The organism is Rathayibacter sp. SD072 (genome assembly GCF_017355185.1).
GTDB lineage: Bacteria > Actinomycetota > Actinomycetes > Actinomycetales > Microbacteriaceae > Rathayibacter.
The window spans coordinates 1-24,101 of sequence record NZ_JADILJ010000015.1; the positions used below are offsets into that span (position 1 = coordinate 1).

Genomic DNA, 24,101 nt, shown 5'->3' on the forward strand with positions numbered 1-24,101 from the left:
GTGCCCGCGCATGGACCACTCGTGCGACCGGCCGACACGTCGATGCCACTGGAGCAGATCACCCCATGACCACGATCACCCCCGCGAGACCCGACGCCGAGAACCCCGCGAAATCCGGATCCGAGGCCGCCGCGAGACCGGGACTCGAGAACGCTGCCCGATCCGACGCCGAGAACCCGGCCAGGATCGAGGCGACCCTCGCCACCCTCGGCTGCCAGGTCTTCGGCTTCGCGCCCCAGCCCCACCTCTCGGAGCTGACGGCCACGACCATCACCGCCCGTGCCCGCGTCGTCGGCGCCTCGCTGTCGTACTCCTACTTCCGGCACCCGCTGAACCGGAACCACCCGAGCAACTTCGTCCCGCTGACCCCCGAGCAGACCCGCGCCATCGAACGGGCGGAGTCCTCGACCCTCCCGCGCTGGATGATCGAGCAGGTCGTCCGCATCCGCTACCCCACTCTCTGGGACGCCGTCCGCACCGCGAAGGTCGGACCGGCCGAGCCGAAGAACTCCCTCGAGCTCCGACTCGCTGCGCACGCGAACGACGTCCTCCGCGCCCAGGACCCGCACCACGTCCCCGTGAAGGTCCCCACCGCCACGACGACCGGCCGCCTCTCGCGCGGCGATCTGCTCGAGAGCACCTGCGTGATCGTCGACCGCGAGCCCCACCGCGCCCGGCTCCTCCAGGCCGGACCGCACCTCGTGGCGATCGGAGCGCGGATCGACGGCCGCTACCTCACCATCGTCTACGACCGCCGGACGGCCCCGGCGCTGCGGGTGGAGTTCACCGTGCACCATCCCGGGAGCTGAGGCGTCCCCTCCACCGCGCCGGTGGCCGCGGTGCGCTGCTCCGACGGCTCTCGGCGGACGAGCACGGTTGCCCTCCCGGCCGCCGTGTGCCTGACTTCCCTCATGACTCCAGGACTCCCCTCATGACCCGGAGGAAGGCGGTGCTCAGCGGGGTCTGCGTCCTCGTCGGCGCCGTGCCCGGGTGCTCGGCGGCGGGGTCGACCGATTCCGGAGCCGGCCGCACCGCGGTGACGGTGGAGTACGCGTGCGTCCTCCAGTCCGAGATCGGCGAGATCGAGCTGGGCGGCGTGCTCTCGGTGCATCGCGGACCGGACGGGCCGTGCGACGGACTCGAGACGGGCACGATGCAGCGGTTCGAGCTCCGCTCCATCGTGGAGGCGGACCCGGTGCGGGCGAGTGTCGACGTCGACGTCGCGAGCGACGGATCCCTGGCCTTCGACGTGCAGGTCCCGGAGGAGCTCCGGCTCGGCCGGGCCCTCCTGCAGGCCGTCTCCCCCGAGCGGGAGTGCCGGGATCCGGCCGTGCTGGACTGCCCGGCGCCGACGGTCCGCTTCGTCATCACGGACTCCTCCGTGCAGGATCTGCGGCTCGACTCCGCCCCCTCCCTGACCTCACCCGGACCCGTGGGGGCGACGGACAGCAGCCGGGCCTCCTACCGTCCCGGTCCGCTCCCCGACCAGATCACGGTCGTCCTCCCCGGACCCACCTGCGAGACGGTGCCCGCGTCCTTCGTGACCGACGCTCCGGCGGACAGCCTCGAGATGGTGAGCGCGATCCGAGGAGACGTCTGCGGCGAGAGCCTGAACTGGTGGATGAGCGTCGTCGACGTGCCGGACGGCTACGCCGACTACGACTCGGTGAAGGTCGACAACGTTCCGGCCGTGCTCCTGCCTGCGCCGTGAAGCACGTCTCTCCACGGCACGGGCGGGAGCGGTGGGCCGACGACGTCGTGGCCGCGAGAGCGTCCGGCGCCCTCCGCTGAGCGGGGGACGCCCCTCCCGCGAGCCGCCGGTAGATTGGCCCGCGAGATGACTGCCGACCCCGATTCGCGCCAGTGGCGGAGGCCGTCCGTGACGGCCGATCAGCGCCGGGCCGACGCCGCGACCGCCGCCGCCCTGTTCGGCGCCTCGATCCTCTCGCTGGTGCTCGGGCGCGCGATCGGGATGTACCCGGACGGCGCCGAGCCCGCGGCGAGCATCGGCGTCCTCGCCCTCGTGATCCTGCCGCTCGCCGTCCGCCGCAGTGCCCCCGTGCCGGTGCTCGCCGTGACCGCGGTGGCCTTCGTCCTGGTCGGCGAGCTGCGCGTGCCGGAGCTCACCATCAGCAACATCGCCCTCTTCATGGCGATGTACAGCGTGGGCGCCTGGGAGCCCCGGCGGGCGCGGGCGGACTGGGCGCGCGGGGTGCTGGTCGTCGGGATGGCCGTCTGGCTGCTCGTGACCTTCTTCCGCGCGAGCACGCAGGACCTCGAGTTCGACGGCGCGGGCATCGGCGCGCTCACTCCGGTCGCCGCGTACCTCCTCCAGCAGATCCTGATCAACGTCCTCTACTTCGCCGGGTCCTGGTGGTTCGGCAATCACGCGTGGGCGTCGGCGCGCCAGCGAGCCCTGACCGACCTCCGCACCCGGCAGCTCGAAAACGAGCAGGCCAAGGTCGCCCGGCAGGCCATCACGATCGAGCGTCTGCGCATCGCGCGGGAGCTGCACGACGCCGTGGCCCACCACGTCTCGCTGATGGGCGTCCAGGCGGCGGCGGCACGGACCTTGCTCGACTCCGACCCCGACCGGGCCCGCGGGCAGCTCGAGGCCCTCGAGGGCACGTCGCGCGCGGCCGTCGGCGAGCTGTACCAGCTCCTCGGCACGCTCCGGGACGAGGAGTCCGTGCTCGACCCGGTCACCGCGTCGCTCGGCCTCGACTCCCTCCCCGCGCTGATCGCCGACGCCGAGGCGGCCGGGCTCCGAGTGACGCTCGAGCAGGTCGGCGAGCCGTTCGACGTGCCGCCGCTGGTCGGGCTGAACCTCTACCGCATCGCTCAGGAGTCGCTGACGAACGTGCTCAAGCACGCCGGCCCCGGCACGAGGGCGCGCGTCCACGTGCGCTACAGCGGGTCCACCGTCGAGCTCGAGGTCGCCGACGACGGACTGGGCCGCCCGGGCCCCCGCCAGCGCAACGGCGGCCTCGGCCTCCTCGGCATGCGCGAGCGCGCGGCGACACTGGACGGCACGCTCGAGGCGGGGCCGCGCGCCGGCTCCGGCTGGGTCGTCCGCGTCGCCGTCCCCCTGGGAGTCTCGGCATGAGCGACGTCCGCGTCGTCCTCGTCGACGACCACGCCCTGATGCGCCAGGGCATCAGCACGATCCTCTCGGTGCAGCCCGGGATCGACGTCGTCGGAGAGGCCTCCAGCGGCGAGGAGGCGCTCGAGCTCGTCGCGCGCACCCGCCCCGACGTGGTGTGCATGGACGTCGAGATGCCGGGCATCGGCGGGATCGAGGCGACGAGGCGGCTGCTCGCCGATCCCCGGACGCCGGTGCGCGTGCTCATGCTGACGACCTTCGACCGCGAGGACTACCTGCTCGAGGCGCTCGACGCCGGAGCGAGCGGGTTCCTCCTGAAGAACTCCCCTCCGGAGCATCTGGTCTACGGAGTGCGGGCGATCGCGGCCGGGGAGGCGCTGCTCGCACCCGAGCTGACCCGCGCGGTCATCGAGCGCGCCGTGGCCGCCGACCGCTCGCGGACGTCCGCGCCGACCGGGCCCGAGCAGCTGACCCCGCGCGAGGTCGAGGTGCTGCGGCTGATGGCGCAGGGGCTCTCGAACGACGAGATCGCCGACCTGCTCGGAGTCGGGCGCGCCACCGTGAAGACCCACGTGTCGAACGTGCTGATGAAGCTGGCGCTGCGCGACCGGGTGCAGGCGGTCGTCTACGCCTACCGGTCGGGCCTGGTGGGCTGAGTCCTCCCTCCGTCCCGAGGCGGAGACGCGGGTTCACCCCCGGGCCGGAAGCGCTCGATCCGGCCCGCTCCTAGCGTGGAGGTGTCAACGGATCCCGGGAGGTCGCATGCTCAGCGTGCAGAACATCAGTCGCAGTTTCGGCGAGCGCCGCGTCGTCGACGACGTCAGCTTCGACGTGGGCCGCGGGCGGCTCACCGGCTTCGTCGGGGGCAACGGAGCGGGCAAGACCACGACCATGCGGATGATCCTCGGGGTCCTCCGCCCCGACTCCGGCACCGTGACCCTCGACGGCGCGCCCGTGGGCCAGGCCGCCCTGCACGGCTTCGGCTACATGCCGGAGGAGCGCGGCCTCTATCCCAAGATGGAGATCGGCGAGCAGCTGGCCTACCTCGCGCGCCTGCACGGCATCGACAAGGCGACCGCCGTGCAGCGCGGCGACGACCTGCTCGAGCGGCTCGGACTCATCGAGCGCCGGCGGGACAAGCTCGAGGCGCTGTCGCTGGGCAACCAGCAGCGCGTCCAGGTCGCCGCGGCGCTCGTGCACGACCCCGACGTGCTGATCATGGACGAGCCGTTCTCGGGGCTCGATCCGCTGGCCGTCGACGAGGTGGTCGCCGTGATCGCCGAGCACGCCGCGCGCGGGGTGCCGGTGCTCTTCTCCTCGCACCAGCTCGACGTGGTCGAGCGGCTCTGCGACGACCTGGTCATCATCGCGGGCGGCCGGGTGCAGGCGGCCGGCGAGCGCGAGGCGCTGCGCGATCAGCACTCCGGCGACCGCTGGTCGCTCGAGATGACCGGCGACGTCGGTTGGATCCGCGGACTCCCCGGCGTCGAGGTGGCCGAGCTCGCCGGCACGTCGGCCCTCTTCCACGCCGACGCGGCGGCCGCCGACGCGGTCCTGCGCGCGGCGGTCGAGCGGGGCACCGTGTCGTCCTTCCGGCCGGTGAGGCCGACCCTCGGAGAGATCTTCCGGGACATCGTGGTCAGTGCACCCTCGGGTGCCGACGAGAGAGCAGCAGCCTGATGAGCACCAGCACCCGCACCAGCACCCGTACCCCCGCCCCCGCGACCGGCGGCGCCCCTCGTCCGGACGCCCCCCGCGACGCGAGGCTCGGCACCTGGGGCGCGACGCTCCTCGTCGCCGAGCGCGAGATCCTCTCGCAGGTCCGCTCGAAGGCGTTCATCGTGTCGACCGTGATCACCCTCGCCCTCGTGATCGGCGGCATCGTCCTCTCGAGCGTGCTGGGCAACCGCACCGCCGAGGCGACTCCGGTCGCGGTCGTCGGATCCGTGCCCTCCGCCGTCGCCGACGCGGACACCCTCGAGATCACCGAGGTCGCGACACGGGCCGACGCGGAGGACCTGGTCCGCGACGGAGCGGTCGACGCGGCCCTCGTCCCCGACGACTCCGCGGTCGGCTTCTCGGTCGTCGCCCTCGACGAGGCCCCCGAGGGGCTCGTCTCCTCGCTCTCCGTCAGCCCGGCGGTCGAGCTCCTCGACGCCTCCGAGACCCCGTCCGGTCTGCGCACCCTCATCGGGCTCGCCTTCGGCCTGGTCTTCATGCTCGCGGTCCTCGGCTCGGGCGCGACGATCATGCAGAACACGGTGCAGGAGAAGCAGTCGCGCATCGTCGAGATCCTGCTCGCGGCCGTTCCCGCCCGGGCGCTGCTCGCGGGGAAGATCCTCGGCAACTCGGTGATCGGAGTCGGCACCGCCGCCGCCATCGCGGCCGCGGCGGCCCTCGGGCTCGCGGTCACCGGCCAGACCGAGCTGCTGGACCTGCTGTCGGCGCCGCTGATCTGGTTCGTCGTCTTCTTCGTCTTCGGGTTCGTCCTCGTCGCGAGCGTCTTCGCGGCCGGTGCCGCCCTGGTCTCGCGCCAGGAGGACACGGGCTCGGTGATGACCCCGGCGATGATGCTCGTCATGGTGCCGTACTTCGGAGTCGTGCTCTTCGGCGACAACGCGCTCGTCATGACGATCCTGTCGTACGTCCCGTTCAGCGCTCCCGTCGCGATGCCCGTGCGCCTGTTCTTCGGCGAGGCCGACTGGTGGGAGCCGCTCGTCTCGCTGGCGCTCCTCATCGTGGCGACGACCGCCGTGATGGCCGTGGCCAGCACGATCTACACGAACTCGCTGCTGCGGATGGGCTCGCGGGTGAAGCTCCGCGAGGCCCTGACGTCGAGCTGACCCGGTCGGCTCCACTCGGCTCGCCGGACGGCGGGTGCGCTAGGGTCCCGCCATGCAGCGCAGGCGGACCCGGGCGCTGCCCGTCGTCCCCGTGCGCCGGGCCGCGCCGTGAGCGGGCCGCTCCTGCTCGCGATCGCCGGGCTCGCCGCGCTCGACGCCTTCAACCCCGCGACGATCGTCGCGGTGACCCTCATCCTCCTGGCCGCCCCGCGCCGTCCGGCACTGACGGCGCTCGTGACGGTCCTCGGCGCCGCGCTCACGGTGTTCGGCGCCGGCGCCGCCCTGTTCCTCGGCGCGGGGGCGGCGGCCGGAGCCGTGGACGGCATCGTGCAGGGCATCCGCTACCTGGCGTTCGCCGCAGCGGGGGTCGTGCTGGTCGTCTCGGGGATCCGGCGGTTCCGCACGCGGCCGCGCCGGCGCATCGCGCTCCCTCGCTGGTTCACCCCCTTGACCGCGCTGCCGTTCGGAGCGCTGCTCACCGGCGCCGACCTGCCCAACGCGTTCCCCTACTTCATCGCGATCGAGCGCCTCCTCGACGCCCGGCTCGGCCCCGCCGAGGGCCTGCTGGTCCTCGCCGGCTACGCCGTGATCTACTGCCTGCCCTGCCTCGTGCTGCTCGCGGTCGGACTGCGCGCCCGGAAGCGGACCCACGACGCGCTCTCCTACGTCGCCGAGCACCTCGGCTCGGGCGAGGTGAGGGCCTCGCCCACGACCGGCGCCGTGCTGATCGTGCTCGGCGCGGTCGTCGCCTCGCTGCCCTACTGGGCGCTGCGCTGAGCGGCGCCCGCCCTGGGAAGGCGATCGTGCTGCCCCGACGACGGGCGCCCCTCCGCAGAGGCGGCCGTCGTCATACGGGGGCCGGGTCCCTCGCCCCGTCGTCGACGGAGTCGCCGCCCGCGCGCTCCGCTCCAGAGACGCGTGGCGCCCGCGGCCGCAGCTCGCTCACGACCGTCCCCGCAACGATGAGCGCGGCGCCGACCAGCGCGAGACCCGGCAGCCGCTCGCCGGCCAGGCGGCCGACGACTCCGGCCCAGACCGGCTCGGCGGCGTAGATGATCGTGGCGCGGCTGGGCGAGACGGAGCGCTGAGCCCAGTTCATCGTCAGCTGGATGAGGCAGCTGCTCGCCCCCAGCGCGAGGGCGGCGACGAGCCACACCCAGGAGAACGCGGGGATCGCTTCTCCCGCGACGGGCATGGCCGCGAACCCGAGCACGCCGGCGACGAGCAGCTGCACCACGGTCACGCGCCCGAGATCGACCCGGCCGGCGAACACGCCGATCAGGATGATCTCGGCGGCGATCGGGATCGTGCTGACGAGCGTCGCGATCTCGCCCGCGCCGAGCGCGACTCCCGGCTGCGGCCCGGCCACGAAGAGGAGCCCGACGAACGCCAGCGCGACGCCCACCAGGGTGAGGACCCCCGGTCGCCGCCGGAAGACGACCCACTGCAGCAGCGGCACCAGCGGCACGTAGAGGGCGGTGAGGAACGCGGAGGTGCTGCTCGGGATGCTCTGCAGGCCGAAGGTCTGCAGCCCGTAGCCGAGCGCGATCATCACCCCGATCGCCGCGCCCGCACCGAGGTCGATCCACCGCATCCCGCGCAGGGTCCGGTGGAAGACCAGGGCGCTGATCAGCCCGGCCACGACGAAGCGGACCCCGACGAAGAACAGCGGACCGCTGTGCTCCATCGCCACGTGCACGGCGAGGAACGTCCCGCCCCAGACCGCGGTGATGCCGATCAGCGCCCACTCGGGCCTCGAGAACCGGAGGGAGCGGAGGAGCGGGAAGTGCAGCATTCTGCACACTCTAGGGTGCAGAATAGTGCGCATGCAACCGTCCTCGGTCCTCGCCCACGTCGGCAGCAACCTGCGGCAGGCCCGACAGCACGCGGGCCTCAGCCAGGCCGCGCTCGCGGAGCGCTCGGGCATCAGCCGGCGCACGATCGTGAACGTGGAGGCCGGAGAGGCCAACATCAGCCTGACCGGCGTCGACCGCCTCGCGGAGGCCCTCGGCACCAGCTTCACCGCGCTCGTCTCGGCACCCGGCGGCTCTGCGACGTCGATCGGCGAGGTGGCCTGGCGCGGCGCGGATCCGGCGAGCGTCGCCGTGCTGCTCGCCTCGGTCCCCTCCCGCGAGGAGTCGCAGCTGTGGACCTGGACGCTCGGGCCGGGAGAGCGCTACGACGCGCAGCCCGACCCCGACGGCTGGCACGAGATGCTCCTCGTCACCGACGGCACCCTCCTCCTCGCACGCGACGGGGAGGAGGATCTGACCCTCACCACCGGGCAGCACGTCGCGTTCTCGACGGCCCGCGAGTACGCCTACGTGAACGCCGAGGCGGAGCGCCCGGTCGCCTTCGTCCGCGTCGTCGTACGGTGACGCCGGCGACGGCACGACAGGGTGATGATCAGGCGGCGGACCCCTCAGGACCCGGTGAGGTCTCCACCGAGCGGCCGACGGCGCGCGCTCCTTACTCTGCGGTCCGCAGGCTGGTCGGGCTGGGGCGACGCGCCCGGTACGCGCGGAGGGCGCGGCGGAGGCGGTAGACGGGCCAGCGGAAGAAGGACCGGCCGGTGATCGAGACGACGTCGATGCGGATGAAATTGTTCTTGTCGTCGTCGTGGAACGCCTCGAGCTGCTGGATGCCCGAGTTCTCGATGTCGATGTCGGAGTTCAGCCGGTGAGCGTCGCCGTGGACGACGACGCACCAGAAGCGCCGGCCGCGGTGCCCGTCGAACTCGAACGCGACGCGCGGGTGCTGGGTGATGTCCATCATCTTGCTGCCCGGGCCACTGCGGAAGAAGATCGCTCCGTCGTGGACGAGGAAGTTGACGGGCACGATCGTGGCGCTCGGGCCGCGAGTGGACGGGGTGTGATCGATGACCGCGAGGCGGCCGACGTCCGTCGAGCGCGCCAGACGCCAGCACTCCTCGGTGGTCAGCTCGACGAGGGTGGTGTTCGATCGGGTGCTCATGGGCTTCTCCTGGTCTCGGGCGAGTGTCATCCGGATACCGCCGGGTCGGGGACGACGATCACGGGCCGTGAGGCGCCGCGCAGCGTGTCGTGCGCGACGGAGCCGAGCAGGAGACGCTGGAGGCCGTGGCGGGAGGTGGCGCCGACGACGATCTCGAGGGCGTCCTTCCCGAGGCGGGTGAGGACGGTCGCGGGGTCACCGGTCTCGGACCTGCTGTGCACGCCGAGGTCCGGGAACTGCGCGTGAACGGCGGCGACTTCGAGGGCGAGCAGGTCGAGGCTGGCGGTCCGGAGCAGGTCGTAGAAGCCCTGGTCGGGGACGAAGCCGGGGACCCAGGCCTGCAGCGGTGTCCACACGTGGACGATGGTGAGCTGCTCGTCGAGCTCGGCCGCGTCCCTCGCGGCGAAGAGCACCGCGGCGCGTGCGGCCGGCGATCCGTCGATACCGACGAGGATGCCGCCGTGATGTCCTGACTGCGGGATCGGGATGACCGCGACCGGGGCTGTCGAGAGCGCGGCGAGGTCCACGGCAGGCGAGTGCCGGGTGCCGGGCTCCGCCCCGTTCCGGTCGTCGTGGGTTCCGACGACGATCATCCGGGCACCTCGCGCGTCCTCGGTCAGCTTGTCGACGGGGCGGCCGCGGCGCAGCGCGGTGGTGACGGAGATGTCGGGGGCCTTGGACGCTGCTCCGAAAGCGTCGCGGGCGAGGACGACCTCGCCGTGGGCCGCCTGGAGGCTCGCCGCGCCGGGATGCCCGGCAGCGGCATCGGTGTCGGAGACGAAGACGGCCAGGACCGGGGTGCCGGTGCGCTCCGCACGGCGCAGAGCCCAGTCGAGGGCGGCCCTGCTGTGGGAGGAGTCGGAGAGCCCGACGACGATGGGCGCGGTCATGACGCTCGATTCCGCCCCGGTGCCGCGCGGTGCGGCGGTGAGGTCTTCTCTCGAGCGTGCGCGGACGAACGGCGGAGGGATAGAGGCGAACGTCCCGGCTTCTGATCGCACCGTCCCGGCGGTTCCGGGACCTTCGGCACTACAGCCGCGCCTAAGCGGTGCCTAGCGTCGGTAGCAGGAGCGGCGGCACCAGCGCACACGCACGGTCGCGAGCCGTCTCCGCGATCACGGAGCAGGACGCATCATGACCCTCGCAGCCCCCGCACGCACCGATCACCAGATCCAGCTCGCTGTGCAGGACGAGTTGAACTGGACCCCGGACGTCGACGCCGCCACGATCGGAGTCGCCGTCGACCACGGCGCGGTCACCCTCTCGGGCGAGACCCCCACGTACCTCGAGCGCCTCCACGCCTGCACCGCGGCCCTCCGCGTGCACGGCGTGCGCACCCTCGTCGACGAGCTGACCGTCCACTCCGCCCGCTCCGCGTCGATCAGCGACGGCGACTTCGCCGAGAGCGTGCAGACCGCGCTCACGAGCGGACGCTTCATCCCCGAGACCGTGACCGCCGAGATCCACGGACGCTCCGTCGTCCTCGCCGGAGAAGTGCACTGGGACTTCGAGCGTCAGAGCGCCCGCGACGCGCTCGCCCACGTCCCCGGCATCAAGGACGTCCTGTCGATGATCACCCTGCGCGCACGACCCAGCGCGGCCGACGCCCTGATCCGGATCAGCGACGCGCTCGTGCGCGACGCGACGGTCGACGCCGGACGAGTCACCGCGCACCTCGACGGCACGCGCCTCGTTCTCAGCGGGACCGTCAGCAGCTGGCCCGAGCGTCGCGCCGCCGAGCGCGCCGCCTGGTCCTCGCCCAGCATCACGCACCTGCAGAACGACATCGTCGTCTCCTCCTACTGAAGCGGGACCCTCTCCCTCCTTCCCCCCGACACGTGAATCGAGACCTCATGAGAGCCGCACGCTTCCACGGCCCGCACGACATCCGCCTCGACGACGTCCCCGAGCCGGAGCTCCGCCCCGGGACCGTGGCGATCGACGTCGCCTGGTGCGGCATCTGCGGGACCGACCTGCACGAGTACCTCGAGGGTCCGATCTTCATCCCGCCCGCCGGGCACCCCCACCCGCTGACGCACGAGCAGGTGCCGGTCACGATGGGGCACGAGTTCAGCGGCACCATCACCGCCCTCGGCGACGGGGTGACCGACCTCGAGGTCGGCGCGAACGTCGTCGTCGAGCCGTACTTCGTCTGCGGGCACTGCGCTCCGTGCCTTGCCGGGCACTACAACCTCTGCACGAGCATGGGCTTCATCGGACTCGCGGGAGGCGGGGGCGGACTCAGCGAGACGGTCGTCGTCGACCGGCGCTGGGTGCATCCGATCGGCGGCATCCCGCTCGATCAGGCGGCACTGATCGAGCCCCTCGCGGTCGGGCACCACGCGTTCACCCGCAGCGGGGCCCAGCGCGGCGACACGGCGCTCATCGGCGGAGCGGGGCCGATCGGCCTCCTGCTCGCCGCGGTGCTCACAGCGGAAGGCGTCCGGGTGATCATCTCCGAGCCCGGTGCCGCCCGGCAGGCGATGGCCCGCGAGACCGGAGTGGCCGATGTCGTCATCGACCCGACGACCGAGGACCTCCTGGCCCGCGTGCACGAGCTCACCGACGGGATCGGCGTGGACGTCGCGTTCGAGTGCACGAGCGTCAACGCCGTCCTCGATCAGCTCATCGACGCCGTGAAGCCTGCGGGCGTGATCGTCAACGTCTCCATCTGGGGCAGCCGGGCGAGCATCGACATGCAGAAGCTGGTGCTGAAGGAGATCGATCTCCGCGGCACCATCGCCTACGTCGACGACCACCCCGCGACCATCGCCCTCGTCCAGTCCGGGAACGTCGACCTCGCCCCCTTCATCACCGCGCGCATCCCGCTGGAACGCCTGATCGACGGAGGCTTCGACACCCTCATCGACCGCAAGGAGACCGCGGTGAAGATCCTCGTGGCCCCGCACCTGAGCGACCCGCTCCGAAGAACCTCCTGAGGAGACCACCCTGACCGTCGAACACGCCGCCGCCTTCTCCGTCGACCCGGGCGGGACGGTGCTCATCCTGGGCGCCGACGCGCCCGCCGCGGATCCGGGTGACCTCGAACCCTGATCCGCGCTCACCCGGCCCGGGACCTTCGGCCCTACGACCGCGGGAGCCCGCCCCGTAGCGTCGATCGCAGGAACGGCGGCACGATCGCAGACACGCGATCGTGAGCCGTCTCCGCGATGCCCGGTGACGGGCGGAGAAGGAGCCGTCATGGCCGCCACACCCACGACCGCGGACCCGATCGTCTCGACCACCGCCATCGGCGGCGAGCTCGGGACCACGACCATCGACCAGGACGTCGTCGCGACCGTCGCCGGTCTCGCCGCGTCGGAGGTCACCGGCGTGCACGAGCTGGGCGGTGCCGCTACCCGCGTCCTCGGTGCCGTGCGCGGGGCACTCAACACCGTCAATCATCACCAGGGCGTCACCGTCGCCGTGACCGAGCAGACGGTCGGCATCGACGTCACCTTCACGGCCGAGTACCCGATGAGCCTGCAGAAGGTCGCGTCCGACGTCCGTTCCGCGATCATCCTCGCGGTCGAGACCATCGTCGGCCTCGAGGTCACTGCGGTGAACGTGCGGATCAACGACATCGTCCTCCCCCGCGAGGAGACGACCGAGACCGCCGTCTGACCCGAATCGAACGGCGCACCACTGCGCCCTCCCAGGCCCTACCGCGGACTGGGAGGGCGCAGTTCTGTCTGCAGGACGGCCGCCTGGGTGCGCCGCTCGAGGCCGAGCTTGCTCAGGACGCTGGAGACGTAGTTCTTGATCGTCTTCTCGGCGAGGGAGAGCTCGACGCCGATCTGCCGGTTGGTCATGCCGTCGGCGATCAGCGCGAGGATCCGCCGTTCGCGCTCGGTGAGCCCGGCGAGGCGCGGGTCGACCGCGTGCTCTCCGCGCAGGCGAGCGGTGACCGCGGCGACGATCGCCGGTTCGAGGAGGATGTCACCGGCGGCGGCGGCCCGGACGGCGTCGATGAGCCCTTTCCCGCGGATGTCCTTGAGCACATAGCCGGAGGCGCCGGCGATGACAGCCGCGTAGAGGGCCTTGTCGTCGTCGTAGGCGGTGAGGATCAGACAGCGGACGCGCGGATCCCGGGAGCGCACATCGCGGCACACGTCGATGCCGCTGCCGTCGGGGAGGCGCACGTCGAGCACGGCGACGTCGGGGCGCAGCGCGAGGATCTCGCGGAGCCCCGCTGCGGCGGTGCCGGCCTGACCGACGATCTCGAGGTCGGGCTCGGACCCGAGCAGCTCCGCGAGACCCCGCCGGACGATCTCGTGGTCGTCGAGGAGGAAGACGCGGGTCATGACTGCTCCGAGGGGATCGTCGGGAGGAACGGGACGCTCCAGCGCACGCGGGTGTCGCCGGGGACGCTGGTGATCGTGAACGAGCCTCCTCGAGCCCGAGCGCGCTGCTCGAGGTTCGCGAGACCGCTGCGCCGGCCGCCCTCCCTGAATCCGCCACCGTCATCGCTGAGCTCGAGGACGACGGCGCCGTCGGCGACGGTCAGGTGCAGAGTGACGACGGTCGCCTCCGCGTGCCGGGCGATGTTGGTGAGGGCCTCGCGGGCGACCGCGAGGACGTCGTCCGCGAGGTCGTCGACGACGAGGAGATCGACGGCGCCGGCGAAGCTGATGTTCGGGGTGCGCACGAGAACAGGCGCGAGCTCGTTGGCGAGGTCGAGGATCCGGTGACGGACGGTCCCGCTGCCGTCGTGGTTCGCGGTCAGGGCGAACACGACCGTCCGGATGTGGGAGATGCTCTCGTCCAGACTCGCGACCGCGCGCTCGATCCTCGTCGCGGCCCGTCCCGGCGGCAGCGCCCCGGCGGCCTGATGCAGGTCGAGGCCTGTGGCGAACAGCTCCTGGATGACGTGGTCGTGCAGGTCGCGGGCGATGCGCCCGCGGTCCTCGAGCAGCGCCATCCGCTGCTGATCGGCTCGTGCGGCCGAGAGCTCCATCGCGACGCTGACGTAGGCCGCGAAGTCGGACGCCATCTCGACGTCGGCGGTGGTGAAGAGCGGACGCCCGGGCCGGCGCGTCACGACGAGCACACCCAGCGCCCGGGAGGCGGCGATCAGGGGGACGGCGAGGACCGGGCCGCCCGACGTGGGCGTGCCGCCGTTCGTCGCCGTCATGATCCGATCGAGCACCCGTGGTTGGCCGCCGGCGAGGACGCTCCCCGAGATCGAGTCGCGCGCGTCGATCATCCGGCCCTCGAACGCCTCGGCCCCCACCCCCCGGGCGACACCGATGCGCAGCTGCTCGGGGTCCTCGGTCGGGAAGACGACGCCGACGAGATCCGCGCCGGCGAGATCGAGGATGCGCGTGGCGACGAGGCCGATGACGTCGTCGTCGTCAGGGGCGAGGATCGCCGAGGTCATCTCGGCCGCTGCTTGCGCCCACCGTTGGCGGAGGCGCGTCTCGGCGTAGAGGCGGGCGTTGTCGATGGCGACGCCCGCGGTCGCCGCGAGCGCGATGACGAGGTGCTCGTCGTTCGAGGTGAAGGCGCCCGCGCGGGAATCAGTGAGATAGAGGTTGCCGAACACCTGATCGCGCACGCGGATCGGGACGCCGAGGAACGACTTCATCGGCGGGTGCCGGGCGGGGAAGCCGACGGCTCGGGAGTCGACGGTCAGGTCGGGGACGCGGATCGGGTGCGGATCGCCGATGAGCGCGCCGAGCAGGCCGTGGCCCTCCGGGAGGTGACCGATCGAGGCGACCAGGTCGGGCTCCATCCCGACGTGGAGGAACTCCTCCAGTGACCCATCACTCCCGATCACGCCGATGGCGCCGTACCGGGCGTCGACGAGTTCGACGGCGGCATCGACGATGCGGCGCAGCACGGCCGGGAGGTCGATGTCCTCGACGACGGCGCGATTGGCGCGCAGGAGCGCTCGCAGGCGGCCTTGCACGCCGTCCTGGTAGGGACCGTCGACGCGGTCCTCGCCTGACGACGGGTCGAGATGGGGCATGCGTGCTCCGCTCCGCCGTCGGTCGGCTGACCCAGCACTCCATGATCGCCTGCGCCCCCTCACCGGGGGAATCGTTTCCCGAGAAGTGACCACCTCGTTCGCGGTATCGGGGTGAACGAGGGCTCTTCCGGGTATCGGGACGTTCGGCCCTGGGGACGGGCCCACGCCTCGATCAGGCTCGGGTGAGGAGGTGACGTGATGCCTGATCCGGTCGTGGTCGGAGTCGACGGCTCGGGTCCCAGCGACGCGGCGACGCGCTGGGCGATCGAGCGAGCCGCGCGTCTCAACCTCGATCTCGCGTTCCTGCACGCATCGGGTCGCGACGGTGATGGCGACGACGCCTCCCGCTCCGTCCTCGACCGTGCCGTCATGAGCGCTCGCTCGCAGGCGGGCATCGGGCGGGTGCGCGGGCTGATGGTCCTCGGCGACGCGATGGAGCAGCTGATCGCCGCGTCCGCCGAGGCGGCGATCGTCGTCGTCGGCAGCCACAAGACCGGATTCCTCCGCGGCCGTGTGTTCGGCTCGCGGAGCCTGCGACTCGTGGCAGGAGCGCTCTGCCCGGTGGCGATCATCCCGGAGGCCTCCGGCCGGACGCGGCGCGGCGTCGCCGTCGGTGTCGCCGACAGCTCGGCGGGGTATCGCGCTGTGCGGTTCGCCGCGACGGAGGCCGCCGCCCTCGGGGAGGAGCTGACCCTGATCCACGGAGACGTCAGCACTCCCCTCGGCGGCGCCGACCGCGACGTCGACGTGGTCAGCGCGTCCGATCGCCTTCTCGCGGCCGCGCGCCGGCTGGCGATCGAGACAGCGCCGGGGCTGGCCGTCCATGTGCGGGGACTCCGACGCCCCGCGGCCGTCGCTCTCGCGGACGCCGCCCCCACCAGTCTCCTGCTCGTCCTCGCAGCGTCGAGCGGGCGGAGCGGAGCAGCCGTGGGACGGACGACTCACGACGTCCTGATGAACCTGGCCGGCCCCGCAGTGTTCGTCCCGGCCTGAGGGTCGGGGATCGAGGAAGGGCCGGGCGATGACCGCCCGGCCCTTCCCCCCTGCGCGACCTACTGGAGCGCGGCAGCCCGCTCAGCCGCCTCGTGACCGTGCGGGTGGACATCGACGCGGTGGTACGTCGCGCCCTGCGGGCCGCTCCCTGTCCAACTCCACTCGGCGACGGCCGGGATGTCGACGCCGTGCTCGCGCGTGTACGCCCGGGCCTCGAGTCGCGCGTCCTGCATCCGCTGCCGGAAGCCCGCCTCGCGGGCCGCTAACCCGGGTACCCGGTCGAGCACGTCGAGGACGAGCCGGTACCGGTCGAGGTCGTTCAGCATCACCATGTCGAACGGAGTGGTCGTGGTCCCTTCCTCGATGAAGCCCCGCACGTGCAGGTTCGCGTGCCCGTGCCGGCGGTAGGTGAGCCGGTGGATCAGCCACGGATAGCCGTGGTACGCGAAGATCACGGGCTTGTCGGTGGTGAAGACGGCGTCGTAGTCCGCGTCGCTGAGCCCGTGCGGATGCTCACCCTCGCTCTGCAGGCGCATCAGGTCGACGACGTTGACGACCCGCACCTTCAGCGTCGGCACCTCGGCGCGCAGCAGGGCCGCGGCGGCGAGGACCTCGAGGGTGGGGACGTCGCCGGCGCAGGCGAGGACCACGTCGGGCTCCTCCCCCGCGATCTCCGACCCGGCCCAGCCGAAGACACCGAGGCCGCGGGTGCAGTGCTCGATCGCCTGCGGCATCGAGAGCCAGTTCGCCTCCTGCTGCTTCCCGGCGACCACCACGTTGATGTAGTCGACGGAACGGAGGCAGTGGTCGTAGGTCGAGAGCAGGGTGTTCGCGTCGAACGGCAGGTAGACCCGCACGATGTCGGCCTTCTTGTTCATCACGTGGTCGATGAAGCCGGGGTCCTGGTGCGAGGTGCCGTTGTGGTCCTGCCGCCAGACGTGGGAGCTGAGCAGGTAGTTCAGCGACGAGACGGGCCGGCGCCAGGCGATCGCGCGAGACGACTTCAGCCACTTCGCGTGCTGATTGACCATCGAGTCGACGATGTGCACGAACGCCTCGTAGGAGTTGATCAGCCCGTGCCGGCCGGTGAGGAGGTAGCCCTCGAGCCAGCCCTGGCACTGGTGCTCGCTGAGCATCTCGACGACGCGGCCGGAGCGCGCGAGGTGGTTGTCCCTGTCGGCGACGCGCACCTGGGCGTCCCACTGCTTGTCGGTGACCTCGAACACGGCCTGCAGCCGGTTCGACGCGGTCTCGTCCGGTCCGAAGATGCGGAAGTCGTGCGGGTTCGCGACGATGACGTCGCGCAGCCAGGTGCCGAGGACGGTCGTCGCCGAGCTGGTCGTCGCTCCGGGCGAGGGCACGTCGACGGCGTAATCGCGGAAATCCGGGAGCCGGAGCGGCCGGCGCAGCAGTCCGCCATTCGCGACGGGGTTCGCGCTCATCCGGCGCGCGCCGTCCGGCGCGAGCGCGGTGACGGGGGGTACGGGTGCGCCGGCCTCGTCGAACAGCTCCTCGGGGCGGTAGGAGCGCATCCACTGCTCGAGCACCGCGATGTGCTCGAAGTTGTCGCGCACGTTCGCGAGGGGCACCTGGTGCGAGCGCCAGCTGTTCTCGGCGGGCAGGCCGTCGATGAACGCGGGGCAGGTCCAGCCCTTCGGGGTGCGGAGGATGATCATCGGCCACGCGGGCCGCCCGTCGAGCCTGCCGGAGAGCGCGTCCGCCTTGATCTCGGCGATCTGATTCAGCGCCAGATCCATAGCGGTGGCGAGGCGGCGGTGGACCGCGCGCGGATCCTCACCGTCGAAGCCTCCCGACACGAGGTACGGCGTGTGCCCGTAGCCGCGCATCAGCTGCTCGAGCTCGCGTTCGGGGATGCGGGCGAGGACGGTCGGGTTGGCGATCTTGTAGCCGTTGAGGTGCAGGATCGGCAGGACGACGCCGTCGTGCAGCGGGTCGACGAACTTGTTCCCGTGCCAGCTCGTCGCCAGCGGACCGGTCTCGGCCTCGCCGTCGCCGACGACAGCCGCGACGAGCAGGTCCGGGTTGTCGAAGACGGCGCCGTAGGCGTGCGAGAGCGAGTAGCCGAGCTCGCCGCCCTCGTGGATCGACCCCGGCGTCTCCGGTGCCACATGGCTAGGGATCCCGCCGGGGAACGAGAACTGCCGGAACAGCCTCCGCATCCCGTCGACGCTGCGGTCGATGTCGTCGTAGACCTCGCTGTAGGTGCCGTCGAGATAGGTGTTCGCGACCATCCCCGGGCCGCCGTGGCCAGGACCGGTGACGAAGATCACGTTCAGATCGCGGTCGCGGATGACGCGATTGAGGTGCGCGTAGACGAAGTTCAGCCCCGGAGTCGTCCCCCAGTGCCCGAGCAGGCGCGCCTTGATGTGAGCGGCGGCGAGAGGTTCGCGCAGGAGCGGGTTGTCGAGGAGGTAGATCTGCCCGATCGACAGATAATTCGCGGCGCGCCACCAGGCGTCCAGCTCGTCGAGGGACCGGTCCGAGAGGACCTGCGGTGCCCGTGACTGCCATCGGGCCGGTGGGGCGGTCTCGAGGAGGTCGAGGATGCTCATGCGGAGACCACCTCGTGCTGATCGCGGGTGGCGGCATCGAGAGGTCGCGCATCCGGGTGGCCGATCACGATGAGGGGCGTGTCGAGGTTGAGGATCAGGTCGCGGCTCACGGAACCGAGCACCAGTCGGCGCCAGCCCGAGAGTCCGCGGGTGCCGATGACGATCGTCGCCGCCTTCGGCGACAGATGGGCGAGGGCAAGCGCCGGATCGCCGCCGACCAGGTGCGTCTCGATGCGCACGTCGAAACCGCTCCCCAGAGCGACTCGCTCCGCAGCGTCGAGGATCGAGCGGTGGTCGGCCTCGAGCGAGCGGATGAACTCGCCGTCGAGGAGGAAGGTGCTGTCGTAGAGGGCAGGCTCGGTCCACGCGTGCACCAGGTGCAGCGTCTGCCCGCGTCGCGCCGCCTCTGCCGCGGCGACGACGATCGCCGCGTTCGACGCTGCCGAGCCGTCGACGCCGACCGCGACGCCGGTCAGCGCCGGGTCCAGAGTCTGCGGCACGATCGCGAACGGCCCGTGAGCCAGCGCGGGCAGATGAGCGCCGACCGAGAGCCCGAATCGCAACCGCGGGCCCTCGCGATCCTCCGTCCCCACGACCAGGAGGGTGTCGGGTCGCGTCAGCGCGGCAAGGGTGTGCAGAACGAAGCCGCGGACGACCCGGCCGTGCAGGGCGACATCGGGAGCGGCGCCGCTGACCTGCTCGAGCATCCGCGAGAGCTCCCGATCGTCCAGCGCGACCGCCTCGGCGGCGGCGACCGAATCGGGGACGCTCGCGGACTCGTCGGCGATCATGACCACCTCGACGCTCCCGGACGTCTCACGGATCAGAGCCCACTCGACCGCGGATCGGGAGGGGGCGTCACCGCCCCAGGCGACGACGGTGCGGGTCGGTGCCTGAGGCCGGGCGGGCGCTTCGACGATCGGCTTCGGCTTCGGCTTCGGAGCGGGGCTGTGCCGACCGACGATGACGGTGGGAACGGCCAGGTTCACGAGGACGTCGTGGCCGACGGAGCCGATCAGCATCCGCTCGAGGCGGGAGACGCCTCCGTCACCGACCACGAGAAGCGCGCGACCGGAGGCTGCGTCGAGCAGAGATCGGGCCGCGACCCCGTCGACCTCGACGCCCTCGACCACCAGCCCGGGGTGCAGCCGGCGCGCCTCGGCGACGGCGTCCGCGAGGACCTCGGCGTGCTGAGCCGTGATGTCCCCGAGGAGCGTCTCGGGCGGGACGCCGTCGTTCCAGAGGAACGGCGTGCGCCAGGCGTGCAGAACGTGCAGCGTCTGCTGCGTGCGCGCCGCCCAGGAGGCGGCGAACGCGAGTGCGGCGCGGGCGTCGTCGGAGTCGTCGATCCCGACGAGCACCCCGGATCCGTCGCCCGCCGCGTCCTCGGTGATGATCGCGACGGGGCCGGCGGCTCTCCCGGCGAGTCGGGCGCCGATGCTCCAGCCGCCGCGGAGTGGGAGGAGGGTGCGTCGGCGGTCGCCGACGACGAGCAGCGTGCCGGGGCCGGAGAGGCGGGCGAGCTGCTCTACCGGATGACCGGTCAGCACGCGGGTGTGCACCACGGCGCCGGGGTTCGCTCGCTCCGCGTCGGCGGCCGCGGTCTCGACCGAGACGGCTCCGCCCGCGCGCGGATCGGCGCTGAGATCGTTGCCGCTGTACCGGTCGAGACCGTCGACGACCTCGACGAGGAGGATCGACTCGGCCTTCTGCGCCAGTGCCCACTCGAGTGCGCGTCGCGCCGAAGCGGACCCGTCCCATCCGACGACGAGCTGTGCATTCATCAGGCATCCCTTGCTGGCAGCCGGGTCCGGCTCCCTCCAGACTCGCCCGAGCCGGACCGTGCGGACAGGGTCGAACGTCCCGGGCTCCGCGACAGGAGACGCGGGCGCTCGCCTCATCGCTCGTTCCTGCACACGATCCACCTCGGGACAGTCGTCCTCCAGCTCGTCCTGCTGTTCCTCGTCCTCGGCGCCTGGCCGGTCACAGCACCGCCGGGAGCGCCCCCTCGTCGAGGCGACGCAGGATCCCCCGCATCTCCTCCAGCAGGAGCGCCTGCTCGCGGTTGATCTCGAGCAGCACCTCGATGTCAGCCCTCGCGGTCACGTCGGTCTCGAAATCGTGCTGGGAGAGCGCCGCGGCGATACCGTCCTGACGCTTCGCCGCGATCAGCAGGATCGCCCCCTGCAGTCCCGCGAGCATGCTCAGGAACAGGTTCAGGAGGATGAACGGGTACTCGTCCCACCCCGCCGCGAACGAGTTGACGATCGCCCACACGAGCATGAACGCGACGAAACCGAAGACGAACCGCCAGCTGCCCATCGAGTTGCGCAGCACATCCGCCGCCCGTTCGCCGAAGGTCAGCGACCGACTGTGCTTCTGGTGCCAGGTGAAGGGAAGGGGCGTGCGATGCGGGCTCGTCATCGGGCGAGCGTACGTCGCCGGATCAGGATCGCGGAGCGTGCGGCGGAAGGGGACCAACGGCCCTACTCCCGCCCGCTGAACAGAGCGCAGAGTGGAGACGGAGGCCCTCGCCGCCACTCATCGGAAGGCACCCCGTGCGCGCGCTCGTCGTCTACGAATCCCAGTTCGGAACCACCCACCTCATCGCCGAAGCGATCGGCCGTGGCCTCGCCGAGACACTCGACGTCGAGGTCGTCGACGTCAACGCCGCACTCCGCCTGGAGGGCGTCGACCTGCTCGTCGTCGGGGGACCGACGCGTGGTCATGGGATCTCCTCAGTCCGCACTCGGGCGGAGGCACCCAAGTGGACGATGAACGCCCGCCTCGACAGCGATGCAGGAGGTATCGGCGTCCGCGAACGGCTCCACGTGCCTCCCCCGTTCACCGCACTGGCCGCCTCCTTCGGTACCCGCACCGGCATCCCGCACATCCTCAGCGGCGCCGCCTCCGATCACGTCGAGCGACGCCCCGCCGGTCACGGGCTCCGCTCCCTCACTGCTCCCATGAGCTTCCTCGTCGAGACCGGCGACGACCTCGAACACACCGCGCTCGACCGCGCCCGCGCCGCCATCGTCGGACACACTGCCCTGGTGACGTCCGCAGTCGACGCGCTCCCAGCGACATGACCCGCGACAGACCGAGGACATCGTCATGACCACACTCGTCGCCTGGGCCGGCACCACCGCCGCCCTCGCCGCACTCGACTGGGCGATCACCCGCGAGTACCTCCTCGATCGCCATGTCGTCCTCTGCCATGTCACCGCTCCCTCCGACACGCGCCCGATCCCGCACTCGGCCCTCGACGACCTCGCCGCGGCACTCCAACGCGATCGCACGGGGATCCGCTTCACTGCCGAGCTTCTGCGTGGCGACCCCGTCGAGCAACTCGAACGCCGCTGCCAGGACGGCACCCTCCTCGTCGTCGGCACCGACACCCGCAACGAGCATCCTCGCCGCTTCGAGCGCTCGCTCGGCATGGTGCTGACTCGACGCGGCGCGATCGCCGTCGTCATCGTGCCGATCGACGCCAGCCACGGTGCCCCCGGAATCGTCATCGGGTACAACGGATCAGCCGCCGCAGTGGCCGCCTTGGCCTTCGCCGCAGACGAAGCCGACCGTCGGTCCGAGCCCCTCGTCATCGTGCAGAGCTGGCGGTTCCGCCCGATCGAGGAGGACGGCGCCGACTGCCCCGCCACCCGCATCGACCAGAAGATCGACAGCCTCCGGCTCGACATCGCCGACGTCGTCGCGTCCGTGCGCACAGAGCATCCCGCACTCGCCGTCGACCTCCGGTTCGCGCACGGCGAGACCGTCCAGAGCCTCCTCGCTGCAGCCGGCGGCACCAGCCTCCTCGTCCTCGGCACCGATGACCCCTCCCGCACCAGCACGCACGAGAGCACCGACCACGCTGTGGTGATGCGGATGCATACCGCACTCGCCGTCATCCCTCCGGGCTTCGCCGAGCTCATCGCTCACGACGATTCGTCGCTCGAGGTGGCTCGCTCGTGGCAAGCGCCTCTGCCGTGACGCTCGTCAGCGACCCCACGCGACCGTCACCTCGCGCTGACGGCCGCTCCCGTGACGAGAGCGCCGGCCCGTCGACCTTCCGGCCAGCGCCGAGCCGTCGGACCTCGGATCAGACGACACTGGAGGCGCCCAGCAGCGACCCGATGGCGGGCGTCGCCGCGCGATCGAGCGCATCACCGACCCGATGTCTTCGGCGGGTCCGATCTCGATGTCGAGGAGCGCGGCGAGAGCATCGCGCCCGGTCGACTCGGACGCCCCTGACGGGCTGTCGCGGCCCTGGGGACTCCGATCCCGGCGCAACCTGCGAGTTCCGCGCACGGAAGCCCGAGAGCCGGATGGTTCACTGGACGGATGACCGATCGTGACGCCCGCATCGCCGATTTCGCCGAGTTCCTGACGGCCTCCCCCTCCTCCTTCCACGCCGCCGCCGAGACCGCGCGGCGACTCGACGCCGCAGGGTTCACCGGCCTGGACGAGACCCGGGCGTGGCCCGCCGAGCCCGGCCGGTACTACGTCGTGCGCGACGGCGCGATCATCGCGTGGCACGTCCCGGCCACCGCCGATGCCGTGACGCCGTTCCGGATCCTGGGCGCGCACACCGACTCCCCCGGCTTCACCCTCAAGCCGCGGCCGACGATCGGGTCGGAGGGCTGGCTGCAGGCCGGCGTCGAGATCTACGGCGGGCCGCTGCTCAACTCCTGGCTCGACCGGGAGCTCGAGCTGGCGGGCCGCGTGGTGACGCACGACGGGCGAGAGCTGCTCCTGCGCACCGGGCCGTTCCTCCGGATCCCCCAGCTCGCGATCCACCTGGACCGCGAGCAGAACGAGGGCCTGACCCTCGACCGGCAGAAGCACACCGTGCCGGTGTTCGGCCTCGGCGACTCCTCCGAGGTCGATCTGCTCGACCTCCTCGCCGCCGAGGCGGGCCTCACCGACGCGTCCGACATCGCCGGTTACGACCTCGTCACCTGCGACACCCAGCCGCCCCGGCGCTTCGGCCTCGACGACGCGCTGTTCGCGGCCGGGCGGATGGACGACCTCAGCTCCGTCCACGCCGGCCTCGTCGCCCTGCTCGCGGCGAGCGCCGCCTCCGCCCCGCCGCGCCACATCAGCGTGCTCGCCGCCTTCGACCACGAGGAGCTCGGGTCCGCCAGCCGCTCCGGAGCCAGCGGCCCGTTCCTCGAGGACGTGCTGAACCGCGTCTCGGCCTCCCTCGGCGCCGGAGTCGAGGAGCGGGCGCGCGCGATCGCCGCGTCCTGGTGCCTCTCGGCCGACGCGGGCCACTCCGTGCACCCGAACCGCGCCGACCGGCACGACCCGGTGAACCACCCCGTCGCGGGCGGAGGTCCCCTGCTCAAGATCAACGCCTCGCAGCGCTACGCGACGGATGCGCGGGGCACCGCGCTCTGGGCGGCCGTCTGCGCGCAGGCCGGCGTCGAGTACCAGGAGTTCGTCTCGAACAACTCGGTCCCGTGCGGCTCGACGATCGGGCCCCTCACCGCGACCCGCCTCGGCATCGCCACCGTCGACGTGGGCGTTCCGCTGCTCTCGATGCACTCGGCCCGCGAGCTCGCGCACGTCGACGACCTCGTCGCACTCGCCCGCGCGATCGAGGCGTTCTTCACCCCGGAGGCGTGACCCCGGCCGCCGGGAAT

At 72.0% G+C, this 24,101-nt stretch carries 23 protein-coding genes; 15 read left to right on the plus strand and 8 right to left on the minus strand.

Annotated elements, in window-relative coordinates; all coding sequences use genetic code 11:
- Window positions 1-65: 65 nt before the first annotated feature.
- The 7 genes from IOC53_RS07960 to IOC53_RS07990 all read left to right on the plus strand — a co-directional run bounded on the left by IOC53_RS07960 (window position 66) and on the right by IOC53_RS07990 (window position 6,723).
- Complete coding sequence (locus IOC53_RS07960; RefSeq protein WP_207404379.1) at window positions 66-809, plus strand: hypothetical protein; 744 nt, start codon at window positions 66-68, stop codon at window positions 807-809.
- Between the two features lie 122 nt (window positions 810-931).
- Window positions 932-1,711, plus strand: a complete 780-nt coding sequence (locus IOC53_RS07965; protein ID WP_207404382.1) for a hypothetical protein — start codon at window positions 932-934, stop codon at window positions 1,709-1,711.
- 126 nt (window positions 1,712-1,837) lie between these two features.
- On the plus strand, window positions 1,838-3,106 hold the full coding sequence (locus IOC53_RS07970; protein ID WP_207404385.1) for a sensor histidine kinase: 1,269 nt from the start codon (window positions 1,838-1,840) through the stop codon (window positions 3,104-3,106).
- Window positions 3,103-3,759 carry a response regulator transcription factor gene (locus IOC53_RS07975; protein ID WP_207404390.1) on the plus strand — a complete coding sequence of 219 codons (657 nt, stop codon included), beginning with the start codon at window positions 3,103-3,105 and terminating at the stop codon, window positions 3,757-3,759. Before IOC53_RS07970 ends, IOC53_RS07975 begins: the two co-directional genes overlap by 4 nt.
- Window positions 3,760-3,865: 106 nt before the next feature.
- Window positions 3,866-4,783: an ABC transporter ATP-binding protein gene (locus IOC53_RS07980; protein ID WP_207404400.1), complete on the plus strand. Its 918-nt coding sequence runs from the start codon at window positions 3,866-3,868 to the stop codon at window positions 4,781-4,783.
- Window positions 4,783-5,946, plus strand: a complete 1,164-nt coding sequence (locus IOC53_RS07985; protein WP_207404403.1) for an ABC transporter permease — start codon at window positions 4,783-4,785, stop codon at window positions 5,944-5,946. The genes IOC53_RS07980 and IOC53_RS07985 overlap by 1 nt, the downstream gene beginning before the upstream one ends.
- 108 nt (window positions 5,947-6,054) lie before the next feature.
- On the plus strand, window positions 6,055-6,723 hold the full coding sequence (locus IOC53_RS07990) for a GAP family protein (RefSeq protein ID WP_207404413.1): 669 nt from the start codon (window positions 6,055-6,057) through the stop codon (window positions 6,721-6,723).
- 70 nt (window positions 6,724-6,793) lie between these two features.
- Here the strand turns inward: IOC53_RS07990 and IOC53_RS07995 are convergent, their stop codons facing one another.
- Window positions 6,794-7,741 (minus strand): DMT family transporter, encoded by a 948-nt coding sequence (locus IOC53_RS07995; RefSeq protein ID WP_207404416.1) that lies wholly within the window; start codon window positions 7,739-7,741, stop codon window positions 6,794-6,796.
- A 31-nt stretch (window positions 7,742-7,772) separates the two neighbouring features.
- On the opposite strand from IOC53_RS07995, the gene IOC53_RS08000 reads away from it, so the two are divergent.
- Complete coding sequence (locus tag IOC53_RS08000; protein WP_207404419.1) at window positions 7,773-8,324, plus strand: helix-turn-helix domain-containing protein; 552 nt, start codon at window positions 7,773-7,775, stop codon at window positions 8,322-8,324.
- A 91-nt stretch (window positions 8,325-8,415) separates the two neighbouring features.
- On the opposite strand, the gene IOC53_RS08005 is transcribed toward IOC53_RS08000, so the two are convergent.
- Window positions 8,416-8,919, minus strand: a complete 504-nt coding sequence (locus IOC53_RS08005) for a pyridoxamine 5'-phosphate oxidase family protein (RefSeq protein ID WP_207404423.1) — start codon at window positions 8,917-8,919, stop codon at window positions 8,416-8,418.
- Between the two features lie 26 nt (window positions 8,920-8,945).
- Window positions 8,946-9,809, minus strand: a complete 864-nt coding sequence (locus IOC53_RS08010) for a universal stress protein (RefSeq protein WP_207404426.1) — start codon at window positions 9,807-9,809, stop codon at window positions 8,946-8,948.
- A gap of 244 nt (window positions 9,810-10,053) precedes the next feature.
- Between IOC53_RS08010 and IOC53_RS08015 the strand changes: the two genes are divergently transcribed.
- From IOC53_RS08015 to IOC53_RS08025, 3 genes are all read left to right on the plus strand, one after another.
- A complete protein-coding gene (locus tag IOC53_RS08015) occupies window positions 10,054-10,725 on the plus strand; it encodes a BON domain-containing protein (protein WP_207404430.1) in 672 nt (223 codons plus the stop codon).
- 47 nt (window positions 10,726-10,772) lie between these two features.
- The gene (locus tag IOC53_RS08020) at window positions 10,773-11,858 is read left to right on the plus strand and encodes a 2,3-butanediol dehydrogenase (RefSeq protein ID WP_207404435.1); all 1,086 of its coding nucleotides are present in this window, start codon (window positions 10,773-10,775) and stop codon (window positions 11,856-11,858) included.
- A gap of 262 nt (window positions 11,859-12,120) precedes the next feature.
- A complete protein-coding gene (locus IOC53_RS08025) occupies window positions 12,121-12,543 on the plus strand; it encodes an Asp23/Gls24 family envelope stress response protein (protein ID WP_207404438.1) in 423 nt (140 codons plus the stop codon).
- Between the two features lie 38 nt (window positions 12,544-12,581).
- Here the strand turns inward: IOC53_RS08025 and IOC53_RS08030 are convergent, their stop codons facing one another.
- Window positions 12,582-13,223: a response regulator transcription factor gene (locus tag IOC53_RS08030; protein WP_207404442.1), complete on the minus strand. Its 642-nt coding sequence runs from the start codon at window positions 13,221-13,223 to the stop codon at window positions 12,582-12,584.
- Window positions 13,220-14,890 carry a GAF domain-containing protein gene (locus IOC53_RS08035; protein WP_207404448.1) on the minus strand — a complete coding sequence of 557 codons (1,671 nt, stop codon included), beginning with the start codon at window positions 14,888-14,890 and terminating at the stop codon, window positions 13,220-13,222. Before IOC53_RS08035 ends, IOC53_RS08030 begins: the two co-directional genes overlap by 4 nt.
- 198 nt (window positions 14,891-15,088) lie before the next feature.
- Between IOC53_RS08035 and IOC53_RS08040 the strand changes: the two genes are divergently transcribed.
- Window positions 15,089-15,883 carry a universal stress protein gene (locus IOC53_RS08040; RefSeq protein ID WP_207404450.1) on the plus strand — a complete coding sequence of 265 codons (795 nt, stop codon included), beginning with the start codon at window positions 15,089-15,091 and terminating at the stop codon, window positions 15,881-15,883.
- A 59-nt stretch (window positions 15,884-15,942) separates the two neighbouring features.
- Here the strand turns inward: IOC53_RS08040 and IOC53_RS08045 are convergent, their stop codons facing one another.
- The 3 genes from IOC53_RS08045 to IOC53_RS08055 all read right to left on the minus strand — a co-directional run bounded on the left by IOC53_RS08045 (window position 15,943) and on the right by IOC53_RS08055 (window position 20,880).
- The gene (locus IOC53_RS08045; protein ID WP_207404453.1) at window positions 15,943-18,456 is read right to left on the minus strand and encodes a phosphoketolase; all 2,514 of its coding nucleotides are present in this window, start codon (window positions 18,454-18,456) and stop codon (window positions 15,943-15,945) included.
- Entirely contained in the window at window positions 18,453-20,240 is a 1,788-nt protein-coding gene (locus tag IOC53_RS08050; protein ID WP_207404456.1) for a universal stress protein, read from the minus strand. The genes IOC53_RS08045 and IOC53_RS08050 overlap by 4 nt, the downstream gene beginning before the upstream one ends.
- 199 nt (window positions 20,241-20,439) lie before the next feature.
- On the minus strand, window positions 20,440-20,880 hold the full coding sequence (locus tag IOC53_RS08055) for a DUF1003 domain-containing protein (RefSeq protein ID WP_242683088.1): 441 nt from the start codon (window positions 20,878-20,880) through the stop codon (window positions 20,440-20,442).
- A 134-nt stretch (window positions 20,881-21,014) separates the two neighbouring features.
- Here IOC53_RS08055 and IOC53_RS08060 point away from each other — a divergent pair, with 134 nt between their 5' ends.
- The 3 genes from IOC53_RS08060 (at window position 21,015) to IOC53_RS08070 (ending at window position 24,084) form a co-directional block, all read left to right on the plus strand.
- Window positions 21,015-21,545, plus strand: coding sequence for a flavodoxin domain-containing protein (locus tag IOC53_RS08060; RefSeq protein WP_207404459.1), 531 nt, complete (start codon window positions 21,015-21,017; stop codon window positions 21,543-21,545).
- A gap of 25 nt (window positions 21,546-21,570) precedes the next feature.
- Window positions 21,571-22,446, plus strand: coding sequence for a universal stress protein (locus IOC53_RS08065; protein ID WP_207404468.1), 876 nt, complete (start codon window positions 21,571-21,573; stop codon window positions 22,444-22,446).
- A gap of 351 nt (window positions 22,447-22,797) precedes the next feature.
- Window positions 22,798-24,084 carry a M18 family aminopeptidase gene (locus IOC53_RS08070; RefSeq protein WP_207404472.1) on the plus strand — a complete coding sequence of 429 codons (1,287 nt, stop codon included), beginning with the start codon at window positions 22,798-22,800 and terminating at the stop codon, window positions 24,082-24,084.
- Window positions 24,085-24,101 lie beyond the last annotated feature (17 nt).

What these genes read in the sequence shown, in the direction of transcription:
- IOC53_RS08040 (WP_207404450.1), top strand. Translation starts at nt 15,089, where the DNA reads ATGCCTGATCCGGTCGTGGTCGGAGTCGACGGCTCGGGTCCCAGCGAC.
- IOC53_RS08020 (WP_207404435.1), top strand. Translation starts at nt 10,773, where the DNA reads ATGAGAGCCGCACGCTTCCACGGCCCGCACGACATCCGCCTCGACGAC.
- IOC53_RS07985 (WP_207404403.1), top strand. Translation starts at nt 4,783, where the DNA reads ATGAGCACCAGCACCCGCACCAGCACCCGTACCCCCGCCCCCGCGACC.
- IOC53_RS08015 (WP_207404430.1), top strand. Translation starts at nt 10,054, where the DNA reads ATGACCCTCGCAGCCCCCGCACGCACCGATCACCAGATCCAGCTCGCT.
- IOC53_RS08005 (WP_207404423.1), bottom strand. Translation starts at nt 8,919, where the DNA reads ATGAGCACCCGATCGAACACCACCCTCGTCGAGCTGACCACCGAGGAG.
- IOC53_RS08030 (WP_207404442.1), bottom strand. Translation starts at nt 13,223, where the DNA reads ATGACCCGCGTCTTCCTCCTCGACGACCACGAGATCGTCCGGCGGGGT.
- IOC53_RS08070 (WP_207404472.1), top strand. Translation starts at nt 22,798, where the DNA reads ATGACCGATCGTGACGCCCGCATCGCCGATTTCGCCGAGTTCCTGACG.
- IOC53_RS07995 (WP_207404416.1), bottom strand. Translation starts at nt 7,741, where the DNA reads ATGCTGCACTTCCCGCTCCTCCGCTCCCTCCGGTTCTCGAGGCCCGAG.
- IOC53_RS08045 (WP_207404453.1), bottom strand. Translation starts at nt 18,456, where the DNA reads ATGAGCATCCTCGACCTCCTCGAGACCGCCCCACCGGCCCGATGGCAG.
- IOC53_RS07975 (WP_207404390.1), top strand. Translation starts at nt 3,103, where the DNA reads ATGAGCGACGTCCGCGTCGTCCTCGTCGACGACCACGCCCTGATGCGC.
- IOC53_RS07965 (WP_207404382.1), top strand. Translation starts at nt 932, where the DNA reads ATGACCCGGAGGAAGGCGGTGCTCAGCGGGGTCTGCGTCCTCGTCGGC.
- IOC53_RS08000 (WP_207404419.1), top strand. Translation starts at nt 7,773, where the DNA reads ATGCAACCGTCCTCGGTCCTCGCCCACGTCGGCAGCAACCTGCGGCAG.
- IOC53_RS07980 (WP_207404400.1), top strand. Translation starts at nt 3,866, where the DNA reads ATGCTCAGCGTGCAGAACATCAGTCGCAGTTTCGGCGAGCGCCGCGTC.
- IOC53_RS08010 (WP_207404426.1), bottom strand. Translation starts at nt 9,809, where the DNA reads ATGACCGCGCCCATCGTCGTCGGGCTCTCCGACTCCTCCCACAGCAGG.
- IOC53_RS08055 (WP_242683088.1), bottom strand. Translation starts at nt 20,880, where the DNA reads ATGACGAGCCCGCATCGCACGCCCCTTCCCTTCACCTGGCACCAGAAG.
- IOC53_RS07960 (WP_207404379.1), top strand. Translation starts at nt 66, where the DNA reads ATGACCACGATCACCCCCGCGAGACCCGACGCCGAGAACCCCGCGAAA.
- IOC53_RS08050 (WP_207404456.1), bottom strand. Translation starts at nt 20,240, where the DNA reads ATGAATGCACAGCTCGTCGTCGGATGGGACGGGTCCGCTTCGGCGCGA.
- IOC53_RS07970 (WP_207404385.1), top strand. Translation starts at nt 1,838, where the DNA reads ATGACTGCCGACCCCGATTCGCGCCAGTGGCGGAGGCCGTCCGTGACG.
- IOC53_RS08025 (WP_207404438.1), top strand. Translation starts at nt 12,121, where the DNA reads ATGGCCGCCACACCCACGACCGCGGACCCGATCGTCTCGACCACCGCC.
- IOC53_RS08065 (WP_207404468.1), top strand. Translation starts at nt 21,571, where the DNA reads ATGACCACACTCGTCGCCTGGGCCGGCACCACCGCCGCCCTCGCCGCA.
- IOC53_RS08035 (WP_207404448.1), bottom strand. Translation starts at nt 14,890, where the DNA reads ATGCCCCATCTCGACCCGTCGTCAGGCGAGGACCGCGTCGACGGTCCC.